Genomic DNA, 14,725 nt, shown 5'->3' with positions numbered 1-14,725 from the left:
ATGCAGCAGTTGATTGAATCGGTAGGCGCGCTTTCTCCCGAGAAACGCAAGGCGCTGGCGATTCTACTGGGCAAACAGGGCATTAACCTTTATGGCATCGCGCCGATTTTCCGGCGCACCGAAGGTGAACCGCTGCTTTTGTCTTATGCCCAGGAGCGGCAGTGGTTTCTCTGGCAGATGGAGCCGGACAGCGCGGCGTACCACATTCCCACGGCGTTGCGCTTGCGCGGCGCCCTGGACATGGCGGTCCTGCAGCGCAGTTTCGATACGCTGATCGAGCGTCACGAAAGTCTGCGCACCGGGTTTGCCCGAGGTGATCAGGACGGGGCCATTCAGCTGATCAAGGCGCCGTTTGCCTTGCAGATCGAGGTTCGCGAGCTGGACGGCGAAGTCGATGAGCCGCGTTTGCGCGCGGCCATCGAAGCCGAGATTGCCCGACCGTTCGACCTCGAACGGGACGCCTTGCTGCGGGTCTGCCTGCTGCGGCTGGCACCGGACGATCACGTTCTGGTGATGGTGCAACATCACATCATTTCCGATGGCTGGTCGATGCAGGTGATGGTCGGCGAACTGATCGAACTCTATGCCGGGTTCAGTCAGGGCGCACCGGCCACGCTTGCACCGTTGCCGATCCAGTACGCCGATTTCGCCCAGTGGCAACGCAGCTGGATGGACGCCGGTGAGCGCGAGCGGCAATTGAGCTATTGGGTCGAACATCTGGGCTCGGATCCGGGTGTGCTGGAGCTGCCGGCCGATCATCCGCGCCCGCTGGTGCAAAGCTATCGCGGTGCACGTCTGGACATGCAGCTGGACGTGGCGTTGAGCAAAGGCCTGCAAGAGCTTGCGCGCCGTGAAGGCGTGACCATGTTCATGTTGTTGCTGGCAGCGTTCCAGACCTTGCTGCATCGTTACAGCGGTCAGGACGACATTCGCATCGGCGTGCCGATTGCCAACCGAAACCGCGCGGAAACCGAAGGGCTGATCGGCTTTTTCGTCAATACTCAGGTCCTGCGCGCCACCCTCGACAGCAGCATGACGTTCAGCGCCTTGCTGGCCCAGGCCAGGCAATCGGCGCTGGGCGCGCAGGCGCATCAGGATCTGCCGTTCGAGCAATTGGTCGAAGCCCTGGCGCCGGAACGCAGCCTGAGCCGCAGCCCGTTGTTCCAGGTGATGTTCAACCATCAGAGTGGCGCGCGGCAGGCCAATCAGGCCACGCAATTACCGGGGCTGGCGGTTGAAAGTGTGAACTGGGACAGCCTCACGGCGCAGTTCGACCTGACTCTGGAAACCCACGAATCGCCGGAAGGTGTGTGGGCCTCGCTGATCTACGCCACCGACCTGTTTGAAGCCGCGTCCATCGAGCGCATGGGCCGGCATTTGCAGGCGCTGCTCAAGGGCATCGTCAGCGATGCGCAACAGCGCGTCGGCGAGTTGCCGCTGCTCGATGCCGGTGAACGGCAGGTATTGCTGCACGACTGGAACCCGGTGGACGCACCGTTTGCCAGCGATCTGTGCATTCATCAGTTGATCGCTCGTCAGGCGGCGCAGACCCCGGATGCACGCGCGGTGACCTTCGCCGAACGGCATCTGACGTATGCCGAGCTTGAAGCACGGGCCAACCCGCTGGCGCATGCCTTGATCGAGCGAGGCGTCGGCCCGGAGGTGCGCGTCGGTGTGGCGATGCAGCGCTCGGAGAATCTGCTGGTCGCGCTGCTGGCCGTGCTCAAGGCCGGGGGCGTGTACGTGCCGCTCGACCCGGATTACCCGGCCGACCGCGTCGCCTACATGCTCGAAGACAGCCGTGCACTGTGCCTGCTGACTGAACGGGACGTCGCCGCCAGTCTGGCGATTGCGGCGGACACCGACGTGATGCTGATGGACAACGCCGCCGAGGATTTCGTCGCGTATCCCGCGCATGCGCCGCAAACGCGCGTGTCGGCCGACAACCTGGCGTATGTGATTTACACCTCCGGTTCCACCGGCAAACCGAAAGGTGTGGCGATTGCCCACCGCAACGTGCTGGCGCTGATCGACTGGTCGCAATCGGTGTACAGCCGCGACGATATTCAAGGCGTGCTGGCCTCGACGTCGGTGTGTTTCGACCTGTCGGTGTGGGAGCTGTTTGTCACCCTGGCCAACGGTGGTTCGCTGATCATCGCCCGAAATGCGCTGGAATTGCCGCAGTTGCCGGCCCGCGATCAGGTGCGCCTGATCAACACCGTGCCTTCGGCGATTGCCGCCCTGCAACGCAGCGGCGAGATCCCGCCGAGCGTTCGCATCATCAATCTGGCCGGCGAGCCGCTCAAGCAATCGCTGGTCGACACTTTGTATGCGCAACCGACGGTCGAGCATGTTTTCGACCTGTACGGCCCGTCGGAAGACACCACCTATTCAACCTGGACACGGCGCACGGCGGGTGGCCAGCCGAGCATCGGCCGGCCACTGAAACACACCGCCAGCTATGTCCTCGACGGCGAGTTGCAACCGGTGCCGCAAGGTGTCGCCGCCGAGCTGTATCTGGCCGGTGCCGGCATCACGCGCGGTTACCTGGCCCGGCCGGCGCTGACCGCAGAAAAGTATCTGCCGAACCCGTTCGGCGCTCCGGGCGAGCGTTTCTACCGTACCGGTGACCTGACGCGTTATCAGGTTGACGGCAACCTGCAATACGTCGGGCGTATCGACCATCAGGTCAAAGTGCGCGGCTTCCGCATCGAGCTGGGCGAGATCGAAGCGCGTCTGCTGCAGCAAGAAGCGGTGCGCGAACTGGCGGTACTGGCGCAGGAAGGCGCGAGCGGTCAGCAACTGGTCGCCTATATTGTGCCGAGCGGTGCCCTGGGCAATGCCGAAGAGCAAGCGCGCCTGCGTGAAGTGCTCAAGGCCGGCCTGCGCGAGCACCTGCCGGAATACATGGTGCCGGCGCATTTGTTGTTCCTCGAACAACTGCCGCTGACCCCCAACGGCAAGCTTGATCGCAAGGCGCTGCCCAAGCCTGACGCGGCGCTGGAGCAGCACACCTATCTTGCGCCGGGCAACGATAACGAGCGGCAATTGTGCGAGATCTGGCAGGCCGTGCTCGGGCTGGAGCAGGTGGGCGTCACGGATAACTTCTTTGCCCTTGGCGGTGACTCGATCATCTCCATCCAGGTGGTCAGCCGTGCACGTCAGGCCGGCCTGCGCATCACCCCCAAGGATCTGTTCCAGTACCAGACCGTGCAAGGTCTGGCCCGGGTTGCCCAGCGTGGCGAAGCGGCGTTCGGCATCGAGCAGGGCGCCGTCACCGGCAGCACGCCGTTGCTGCCGTTCCAGCAGCGATTCTTCGAACTGCAGATTCCCGAGCGTCAGCGCTGGAACCAGTCGCTGCTGCTGAAACCTTCGCAAGCGGTCGACGCCGATGTCCTCGAACACGCCTTGCAGGCATTGGTTGCACATCACGACGCCTTGCGCCTGAGCTTCAGCGAAGGTGCTCAAGGCTGGACGGCCACGCACCGCGCGCCGGATAACCGGCCGTTGCTGCAACAGGCGAGCGTGCAGCACGCCGACGAAATCGAAGCGGTATGCGACGCTGCTCAAGGCAGTCTTGATCTGCAAAATGGCCCGCTGTTGCGCGCCGTGCTGCTGAATGTGGCCGACGGCAGCCAGCGCTTGTTGCTGGCGATCCACCACCTGGTGGTCGACGGTGTGTCCTGGCGGGTGTTGCTGGAAGATTTGCAGAACGCTTGCGAGCAGTTGCAGAACGGCGAGACCGTCAAACTGCCGGCCAAGACCAGCCCGTTCAAGGACTGGGCGCAACGCCTGCAAACGTTCGCCGGCGGTGAGCTGCAAAGCGAGCTGACGTGGTGGTCCGGACAGTTGGGCGAGGCGCCTGCCGATCTGCCTTGCGACAACCCGGCAGCGACCTTGCAAAACCGTCACGCGGTGAGCGTGGAAACCCGCTTGAATGCAGATCAGACCCGCCAGCTCTTGCAGCAGGCGCCGGCCGCTTATCGCACGCAGATCAACGATGTGCTGCTGACGGCACTGGCGCGGGTGATCTGTCGCTGGACCGGTCAGGCCTCGACCCTGATCCAGCTCGAAGGTCATGGTCGTGAAGAGCTGTTCGATGACATCGACCTGAGCCGCACCGTCGGCTGGTTCACCAGCCTGTTCCCGGTACGCCTGACCCCGGCCATGGGTTTGGCCGACTCGCTCAAGGCGGTCAAGGAACAACTGCGTGGCGTGCCGCACAAAGGCCTGGGTTTTGGTGCCCTGCGTTACCTGGGCGATGAGCACGCGCGGCAGACACTCGCCGCGCAGCCGGTGCCGCGCATTACCTTCAACTACCTGGGGCAGTTCGACAGCCAGTTCGACGAGGCCGCGCTGTTTGTGCCCGCCAGTGAGAGCACCGGTCGCGAACAGAGCTCGCTGGCACCGCTGGCCAACTGGCTGGACATCAACGGCAAGGTCTATGGCGGTGAGCTCAACCTCAGCTGGTCGTTCAGCCACGAAATGTTCAATCAGGCGACGATCCAGCGTCTGGCTGACGACTATGCACAAGAACTCAATGCGCTGATCGCCCATTGCTGTGATACGCACAACCGTGGCGTGACGCCGTCGGATTTCCCGTTGGCTGACCTGACTCAGGCGCAGCTCGATCAGTTGATCACCGATCCGCAAACGGTGGACAACGTTTATCCGCTGTCGCCGATGCAGCAGGGCATGCTCTTTCACACCTTGTATGAGCAGGGCTCGGGCGATTACATCAACCAGATGCGGGTGTCGGTGGAAGGGCTCGATGTCGAGCGTTTCCGTCAGGCCTGGCAAGCGGCGCTGGAGGCCCATGACATTCTGCGCACCCGGTTTGTCTGGGGAGGCGAGCAAGCTCGGCCGCTGCAAATCGTCGAACGCTCGGCCACGTTGCCGTTCACCGTTCACGACTGGCGCGGCCAGCCAGGCGAAGCGCTGGATGCGCTGGCCGAGGCCGAGCGCAACCGTCCGTTCGACTTGAGCGAGGTGCCGCTGTTGCGCCTGGTGGTCGTGCGCACCGCGCAAGACCGTCACGAACTGCTCTACACCAGTCACCACATTTTGCTCGACGGCTGGAGCAACTCGCAGTTGCTCGGTGAAGTGCTGCAACGCTATGCCGGGCAAGTGCCTGTTGCGCCCGTCGGCCGCTACAGCGATTACATCGCCTGGCTGCAGCGTCAGGACAGTCAGCTCAGCGAGCAATTCTGGCTTGAACGTCTGGCCCGGTTTGATGAGCCGACCCGCCTGGCCCAGGGGCTGGCGGACCGTTCGGCGAGCGCCGAGGGCGGTACCGGACACTATCAGCAGTGGATCGACGCCACAGGCACGTTGCGCTTGAGCGAGTTTGCCCGTCAGCAAAAAGTTACCCTGAACACCCTGGTGCAAGCGGCGTGGCTGTTGCTGTTGCAACGTTACACCGGGCAACCGACGGTGGCCTTCGGCGCCACCGTGTCGGGGCGTCCGGCCAATCTGCCGGGGGTCGAGCAGCAGGTCGGTCTGTTCATCAACACCTTGCCGGTGATTGCCCGTCCGGAACCGCAGCTGACGGTCAGCCAGTGGCTGCAAACCGTGCAGGAACTCAATATCGCCCTGCGTGATTTCGAACACACGCCACTGGCCGATATCCAGCGCTGGTCGGGGCAGGGCAGCGATGGCCTGTTCGACAACCTGCTGGTGTTCGAGAACTACCCGATCTCCGAAGCGCTGGAGCAAGGCTCGTCGCTTGGCCTGAATTTCGGCGCGGTCGACACCCGTGAACAAACCAACTTCCCGCTGACGGTCGGGGTCAACCTCGGTGAAACCCTGTCGGTGCATTACAGCTTTGCCGCCGCCAGTTTCAGCCCGGATGCGATTGTGCGCTTGCACGCGCAACTGGCCTCGCTGCTGGAGCAGTTCGTGCAGTCGGCGAATGCGCGCCTCGGCGCGTTGACCCTGCTCAGCCGTGAAGAACAGCGCCGTTTGCAGGAAAACAATCGTGCGCAACCGTGCACGGATCTGTTGCCGGTGCATCAGCGCATCGCAGTGATTGCGGCGCAGCAGGCGCAACAGGAAGCCGTGCGTTGTGGTGATCAGGCGTTGACCTTCGCCGAGCTTGAAAGCCAGGCCAACCGCCTCGCGCATGTGCTGATCCATGAAGGCGTCGGGCCGGAAGTGCGTGTCGGCGTAGCGCTGCCGCGCAGCCCGTCGATGCTGGTGGCCTTGCTTGCGGTGCTCAAGGCCGGGGGTGCTTACGTGCCGCTGGATGCCAGTTATCCGCGCGAGCGCCTGGCCTACCTGATCGAAGATTCGGGCATCGCGCTGCTGCTCAGCGATTCGCAACTGCGCACGCGGTTGCCGCTGAACGCCGGTTTGCGTGCGCTGGATCTGGACACGCTGCCGACCGCCGAATGGCCAGACGTTGCGCCGCAGGTCGAGGTACATGCGCAAAACCTTGCCTATGTGATTTACACCTCCGGTTCAACCGGACAACCCAAGGGTGTGTGCGTGGAACACGGACCGCTGGCAATGCATTGCCAGGCAATCGGCCAGCGCTATGAAATGACCCCGGGCGATTGCGAACTGCACTTCATGTCGTTCGCCTTCGACGGCGCTCATGAACGCTGGCTGACCCCGCTGACCCATGGCTCGCGGCTGTTGCTGCGCGATGACAGCCTGTGGAGCCCGGAGCAGACCTATGCCGCCATGCAACAGCATGGCGTGACGGTGGCGGCGTTCCCCCCAGTGTACTTGCAGCAATTGGCCGAGCACGCCGAACACGTCGGCCAGCCGCCCGCGGTGCGCATCTACTGCTTCGGCGGCGATGCCGTGCCCAACGACAGTTTCGAACGGGCACGTGCCGCACTGGCGCCGCAGTACATCATCAATGGTTACGGGCCAACTGAAACCGTGGTCACCCCGTTGATCTGGAAGGCCGGGCGCCACGACGAGTGTGGCGCTGCCTATGCACCGATCGGCACGCGGATCGGCGACCGCAGCACCTGTGTGCTCAGCGCTGATCTCAACGCATTGCCACAGGGCGTGATGGGCGAGTTGTATCTGGGCGGCACCGGGCTGGCCCGGGGTTATCTGGACCGTCCGGCAATGACCGCCGAACGCTTCGTACCCGATCCATTCGGGGCGCCGGGCAGTCGTCTGTACCGCAGCGGCGATCTGGTGCGCGAGCGCGCCGATGGCGTGTTCGACTATCAGGGGCGTGTCGACAACCAGGTGAAAATCCGTGGTTTCCGCATCGAACTGGGCGAAATCGAAGCGCGCCTGCTGGAACTGAGCAGCGTGCGCGAAGCCGTGGTGCTGGCGCATGCCGGGCCGAGCGGCAAGCAATTGGTGGCTTATCTGGTGCCGACACAGCCGGTGGCAGAAGCACATCTGGGGGAATGGCGCGACAGCGTGCGTAACGCTCTCAAAGAGAGCCTGCCAACGCACATGGTGCCGGCGCACTTGATGGTGCTGGCGAACCTGCCGGTGACCCCGAACGGCAAACTGGACCGCAAGGCGCTGCCGGCACCGGACGCCAGTCTGATGCAGAACAGCTACGTGGCGCCGCGCAATGAAATGGAGCAGCGTATCGCCACGATCTGGGCCGATGTGCTGCGCCTCGAGCGGGTCAGCGCCACGGACAACTTCTTTGAGCTGGGCGGTGATTCGATCATCTCGATTCAAGTGGTCGGCCGTGCGCGGCAGGCCGGAATCCAGTTCACACCCAAGGATCTGTTCCAGCACCAGACCGTGCAGGCACTGGCGGCGGTGGCACAGGCCGGCGGTACGGTGCTGAGCATCGATCAGGGGCCGGTCAGCGGTACGACCCCGTTGTTGCCGTTCCAGCAATGGTTCTTCGCCAGCGAGATCCCCGAGCGCCATCACTGGAACCAGTCGTTGCTGCTCAAACCGGCGATGACGCTGCACGTCGAGACCGTTGCGCAGGTGCTTCAGGCACTGGTCGCGCATCACGATGCCTTGCGCCTTTCGTTCAGTGAAACGACCGAGGGCTGGGCAGCCACTCACCGTCCGGTCGAGCCTGCGCAGGAACTGCTCTGGCAGCGCACGCTGACGGATCCGGCTGAAATCGAAGGGATCGGTCAGCAGGCCCAGGGCAGTCTCGATCTGCTCGACGGTCCGCTGCTGCGCGGTGTGCTGTTCGATCTGCCGGACCACACTCAGCGCCTGATGCTGGTGGTGCATCACCTGGTGGTCGACGGTGTCTCGTGGCGGATCCTGCTGGAAGACCTGCAAACTGCGTTCAGCCAGATCCAGGCCGGGCTCGAGGTCGCGTTGCCGGCCAAGACCAGCGCCTTCAAAGCCTGGGCCGAACGCCTGCAGGCGCATAGTGCCAGCCTCGATGACGAACAGACTTTCTGGCGTGAGCATTTGCAGGGGGCAATCGCCACTTTGCCGTGCGAGCGCCCGGACGGCAGCCTGGAAAACCGCTATGCGCAAAGTGTGCAGACGCGCCTTGCGCCTGAGCTGACCAGGCAACTGCTGCAACAGGCCCCGGCGGCTTATCGCACGCAGGTCAACGACTTGCTGCTGACCGCACTGGCGCGGGTCATCAGCCGCTGGAGCGGGCATGCCTCGGCACTGATTCAGCTGGAAGGTCATGGTCGTGAAGACCTGTTCGACGATATCGATCTGAGCCGCACCCTCGGCTGGTTCACCAGCGTGTTCCCGGTGCACCTGACGCCGGCCGGCGGTTTTGCTGATTCGATCAAGCAGATCAAGGAGCAACTGCGTGCGATTCCCGACAAGGGCATCGGTTTTGGCGCCTTGCGTTATCTGGGTGATGCCTCGGCGCGTGAGGCGCTGGCAGCACTGCCCACGCCAAAAATCACCTTCAACTACCTCGGCCAGTTCGATAGCCAGTTCGACGAGGCTGCGCTGTTCCTGCCGGCCGGCGAAAGTGCCGGCAGTGACCTCAGCGAGCGCGCCCCGCTGGGTAACTGGCTGTCGGTCAACGGTCAGGTGTATGGCGGTGAGCTGAGTCTGTCGTGGAGCTTCAGCGAGCAGATGTTCGACACCGCGACCGTGCAGGCCGTGGCCGATGAATACGGGCGTGAACTGACCGCGCTGATCGAACACTGCGTGACCCCGGGCAACCACGGCCTGACGCCGTCGGACTTCCCGCTGGCAGCGCTGGGCCAGACGCGCCTGGACGGTTTGCCGGTGCCGGTCGCGGACATCGAAGACATCTATCCGTTGTCGCCGATGCAGCAGGGCATGTTGTTCCACACCTTGTCCGATGATGGCGACGATCTTTACGTCAACCAGCTCAACCTGTCGGTGGAAGGCCTCGATATCGAGCGCTTCCGTGCCGCATGGGAATGCGTGGTACAGCGTCACGAAATCCTGCGCACGTCGTTCCATTGGCAAGACAGCCAGGCGTCACCGGTGCAGGTCGTCCATCGTCAGGGTGTTGTTGACCTGCAAGCGCTGGACACGCCGATGGATGAGGCGCAACTCGCCGAGTTCGCCCGTCAGCAGCGGGTTCAGGGCTTTGAACTGGACCGCATGCCGTTGCAACGCACGCGCCTGATTCGTCTGGACGCCGACAAGTACCAGCTGATCTGGACCAGCCATCACATCTTGATGGACGGCTGGAGCAGTTCGCAGTTGTTCGGCGAGGTACTGCAGCACTACGCCACCGGCCTGGTCGAAGGCGAGAGTGGACGTTATCGCGACTTCATCGCGTGGTTGCAGCAGCAGGATTCGGCGCAACTCGAGCAATTCTGGCGCGGCCACTTGCAGACGCTGGTCGAACCGACCGCGCTGAGTCAGGCGATGCACCCGCGTCATGAGTCCGCCGAACACGGCCACCAGGCGTTGTACACCCGTTGGGATGCACAGCAGACAGCCTTGTTGCAGCAGCACTGCCGGGCTCAGGGCATCACCGCCAACACGCTGATTCAAGGCGCGTGGTTGCTGCTGTTGCAGCGCTACACCGGTCAGCACAGCGTGGCGTTTGGTGCCACCGTGGCCGGGCGCCCGGAAGGGTTGCCGAATGCCGGCAGCATGCTGGGGCTGTTCATCAACACCCTGCCTGTGATCCAGACCCTCGATCCGGCGCAGCCGCTGAATGCCTGGCTGAGCAGTCTGCAGGCCTATAACCTCGATCTGCGTGAACATGCTCACGCACCGCTGGCGGACATTCAGCGCTGGTCGGGGCAGGGCGGGCAAGCCTTGTTCGACAGCATCATCGTGTTCGAGAACTACCCGATCGACCAGCGTCTGGAACAGGCACCGGGCGGCCTGCGCTTCGGCACCTCGGCCAGCCATGACGTGACCAACTTCCCGATGGACCTGGCCGTGCATCTGGGTGAAGAGTTCTCCATCGAGTACCTGTTCCTGCGTGATCGTTTCAGTGTCGAAGCGGTCGAGCGGATCCGCCAGACCATGGAAGTGTTGCTGCACAGCATGATGCAGCAGCCGACGGAGCGTCTGGGCAACCTGCAGCGTCTGGCCGCGCCACAATGGCAGGCCTTGCAGCAGTGGGGCGCAGAACCGGCGGCGGTGCACCGGCGCGAGCTGTTGCCGGCGATGATTGCCGCGCAACGCCCCGAGGCCATTGCCGCCGAATGTGGTGACGAGCAGTTGAGCTACGCGCAACTCGAGCGCCGTGCCAACCAGCTGGCGCATCATCTGATAGCGGCGGGTGCCGGTCCGGAAGTGCTGATCGGTGTCGCACTGGAACGTTCGCTCGACATGCTGGTGGCCTTGCTCGCCGTGTTCAAAAGCGGCGCCGCTTACGTGCCGCTGGACATCGACTATCCGGCCGATCGCCTGGCCTTCATGATCGAAGACTCCGGCATGCGTCAGATGATCAGCCGTGGCGCTGCCAGCCAGCGTTTGCCATTGCCGGCGAATTTGCCATTGCTTGATCTCGATCTTTTTGATGGTAATCAGTACCCGGTCACGGCACCGCAGGTACAGACCTGTGATGACAGTCTCGCCTACCTGATCTACACCTCGGGCTCCACCGGTTTGCCCAAAGGTGTGGCGGTGACCCACGGACCGCTGAGCATGCATTGCCAGGCAATCCGCGAGTTGTACGAGATGGACACCGGCACGCGCGAATTGCACTTCATGTCGTTCGCCTTCGACGGCGCCCATGAACGCTGGCTGACCACGCTGGCGTTCGGCGGCACCCTGGTGCTGCGCGATCATGAACTGTGGACGCCGGAGCAGACCAGCCACGCCTTGCTCAACCGCTCGATCGATATCGCCTGCTTCCCGCCGGCCTACCTCAAACAGGTGGCCGAGTACGTCGAGGCCAGCGGCATGGCTGTGCCGAAAGTGCGCATTTATTGCCTGGGGGGTGACGCTGTGCCGGAGCAGACCCTGGCGCAAGTGCGTCGCGTGTTGCAGCCGCAGTTCATCACCAACGGTTACGGCCCGACCGAAACCGTGGTCACGCCGATGCTCTGGAAAGCGCCGAACGATGAAGCCTGCGCTGCCGCCTATGCGCCGATCGGGCGAGTGGTCGGTCAACGCTCGCTGTGGGTGCTGGACGACGATCTCAATCCGTTGCCGCAGGACTTGTCCGGCCAGTTGTACATCGGCGGCTACGGGGTTGCCCGTGGTTACCATGGCCGTGCGGCCATCACCGCCGAGCGCTTCGTGCCGGATCCGTTCGGGGCGCCGGGCAGCCGTCTGTACCGCAGCGGTGACCTGGTGCGCCTGCGTCACGACGGCATCCTCGATTACGTCGGCCGCGCCGACCATCAAGTGAAGATTCGCGGTTTCCGCATCGAGCTGGGTGAAATCGAAGCCTGCCTGCGCGCTCAGGACGGTGTCTCCGATGCCGTGGTCATCGCCCGTGACGGCGTCTCCGGCAAACAGTTGATCGGCTACGTGGTCAGCACCGACGACAACGCCGGAGACCGTCTGAAGACCCTGTTGCGTGCACAGTTGCCGGAATACATGGTGCCGCTGCAGATCATTGGGCTGGCGCGCCTGCCGATCACGCCGAACGGCAAACTGGATCGCAAGGCGCTGCCGGAGCCCGAGTTTTGCGCCGATCAATATCAGGCGCCGCGCAACGAACAGGAGCGCTGGCTGGCCGATATCTGGGCCGACGTATTGCAAGTGGAGCAGGTCGGTATCAGCGACAACTTCTTCGAGTTGGGTGGTGATTCGATTCTCAGCCTGCAAGTGATTTCCCGGGCGCGGAACCATCCGCAACTGAAACTGGACATCAAGCTGCGCGACCTGATGCGCTTCCAGACCATTGGCAACCTGTTCGACCAGCAAGCGGTCACCCGCTCGAGCCAGACTGCCGACAACAGCCACGTCGCGCAGGCGGGTGCGTTTGGTCTGTTGCCGATCCAGGAATGGTTCTTCGCCGAGGGCATGAGCGAACCGCATCATTTCAACCAGGCGATGATGCTGCGTTCGCGCCAGGCGCTGGACGCCCCGGCGCTGGAGCAGACGCTGCGGTTGATGCTGGCGCAGCATGACTCGTTGCGGCTGCGCTTCTATCAGGATCAGGGCCGCTGGTTGCAGCACTATCAAACGTTGCAGGACAGCTTGCGCATCGCCGAGCAGAACCCGTTGCTGTGGCAGCGGGACATCAGCGACATCGAACAACTGGACGCATTGGTCAACGAAACCCAACGCAGCCTGAATCTGGTCGACGGCCCGTTGATGCGTGGCCTGCTGGTGAATCTGCCGGACGGCGAGGTGCGCCTGCTGTTGGTGGTGCATCACCTGGTGATCGATGCGGTGTCGTGGCGGGTGTTCCTGCAAGACCTGCAACTGGCTTACGAGGCGTTCAGTCAGGGCCGCGAGCCGCAACTGGCGCAGCGTACCAGCAGCTATCGCGCCTGGGCCGATGGCCTGGCGGCGCAGGTGCCGGCACTGGTCGCGCAAGAGCTGGATTACTGGCTCGGACAACTGGATCAGCCGGGCAAGGATCTGCCGTGTGACAACCCGCGCGGCAAGAACCTGGTGCGTTTTCGCGAGGAAACGTTCATGGGCCTCGACGCCACCCGCACCGGGCAATTGCTCAAACAGGCGCCGGCGGTGTACGGCACGCAGATCAACGATCTGCTGTTGACCGCTCTGGGGCGTGTGCTATGTCGCTGGAGCGAGGCCGAATCGGTGCTGGTGCAACTGGAAGGGCACGGTCGTGAGGACCTGGTCGAAGGGCTGGACCTGAGCCGCACGCTCGGCTGGTTCACCACCATGTTCCCGGTACGGCTGGCGCCGTTGGCGGAGCAGGATTTCGGCGCCTCGATCCTGGCGGTACGCGAGCAGTTGGCCGCCGTGCCGCAGAAAGGCGTCGGCTACGGCGCGCTGCGCTACATGGCCGATGCGTCGGTGCAACAGCGTCTGGCGGCGTTGCCACAGGCGCGGCTGACCTTCAACTACCTGGGGCAGTTCGACCAGACCTTTGATGAGCAGGCGATGTTGATGCCCGCGGACGAGCACATCGGCGATGTCTACAGTCTGGATGCCAACCTCGGCAACTGGCTGGAAATCGTCGGTCAGGTGTTCGACGGCAAGCTGTCGATGCGTTGCATGTACAGCACCCGTCGCTTCCGCCCAAGCACTATCGAGACCTTGATGCAGCAGTATCAGGCCGAGCTGGAAGCGCTGGTCGAGCATTGCCTGCAACAGTCGGCGCGTTGAGCCGGTCTTTAACTTTTTGAGAGGGCCGGTGCGCATTGTGCGCATCGGCCCGGGATGGGGTGCATGTCATTGAATTCTGAAGTAGCGGCGTTTCTTGATCTGGTCGAAGACAGTCGGAACGACGCGTTTCACCAAGGGACACCCGAGCAGGCCCGTGAGGCGTTCGAGCAGTCCTCGCAACAGATGCGTTGGGAGGTGCCGGATGTCGAGGTGAGTGAGGTGCGACATCTCGCCCGCGACGGCGCCGAGCTGACCCTGCGGCTGTACCGTCCGTTGCACAGGGGCGGTGTCTTGCCGGTGCTGCTGTTTTTGCACGGCGGTGGTTTTGTCGTCGGCAGCCTCGACTCCCACGACGGCATTTGCCGTGAATTCTGCGCGCGCACGCCGTGTGCCGTGCTGTCGGTCGGCTACCGCCGCGCGCCGGAACACAGATTCCCGGTGGCGTTGCACGATTGTGCCGATGCACTGGACTGGTTGCGCGAACAGGCCGGTGAATTCGATCTCGATCTGTCGCGCCTGGTGTTTGGCGGCGACAGCGTCGGCGCCACGCTGGCGACCGTGCTGGCGCTTGAGGCGCGCACCGCCGGCGCGCTGAAACCGTGCCTGCAATTGCTCTGCTACCCGGTGACCGACGCCTCGCAGCGTCGTGAGTCGATGGACTTGCTCGGCGAAGGCTACCTGCTGGAAAGCGAGACGCTGGAATGGTTCTATCAGCACTACGCCCGCAGCATCGAGGATCGCAGCGACTGGCGCTTCTCGCCACTGCTGAGTCCCGACCTCAACGGCGCAGCCCCGGCCTACGTGGCGCTGGCAGGCTTCGATCCGCTGGTCGATGAAGGCCGCGCCTACGCCGAGCGTCTGGCCAGCGCCGGAGGGTTGCTTGAATGCCGCGAATTCAGCGGCCACGTGCATGACTTTTTGCGCATGCGCATGGTCACCGAAGAGGTGGAGACGATCTATCAGGAACTGGTGAGCGTGCTGCGCACCGTGATGTATCCCGAAACGGTCTGAAACCCGTTGGCCTGATGTGTGCGTCCACACATCAGGCCGTCAACACCCGGCTCTTTGGGCGTGAGCTTGCTAGCCCGTAGGCCGACTCTGA

2 protein-coding genes are annotated in these 14,725 nt (G+C 63.5%); both read left to right on the top strand.

Annotated features, from left to right (window positions below; translation table 11 throughout):
* Positions 1 to 13,623 (top strand): non-ribosomal peptide synthase/polyketide synthase, encoded by a 13,623-nt coding sequence (locus tag DXT77_RS09765; protein ID WP_119427488.1) that lies wholly within the window; start codon positions 1 to 3, stop codon positions 13,621 to 13,623.
* A 63-nt stretch (positions 13,624 to 13,686) separates the two neighbouring features.
* On the top strand, positions 13,687 to 14,634 hold the full coding sequence (locus tag DXT77_RS09760) for an alpha/beta hydrolase (RefSeq protein ID WP_119427487.1): 948 nt from the start codon (positions 13,687 to 13,689) through the stop codon (positions 14,632 to 14,634).
* Positions 14,635 to 14,725: the final 91 nt, after the last annotated feature.

The organism is Pseudomonas sp. 91RF (assembly GCF_003576265.1).
Lineage (GTDB): Bacteria > Pseudomonadota > Gammaproteobacteria > Pseudomonadales > Pseudomonadaceae > Aquipseudomonas > Aquipseudomonas kribbensis.
Note: the sequence above shows the minus strand (reverse complement) of the source record. Positions and strands in the feature narration are given on the sequence as shown.

Excerpts from the sequence above, each read along its gene's own strand:
- DXT77_RS09765 (WP_119427488.1), top strand. The coding sequence starts at position 1 with ATGCAGCAGTTGATTGAATCGGTAGGCGCGCTTTCTCCCGAGAAACGC.
- DXT77_RS09760 (WP_119427487.1), top strand. The coding sequence starts at position 13,687 with ATGTCATTGAATTCTGAAGTAGCGGCGTTTCTTGATCTGGTCGAAGAC.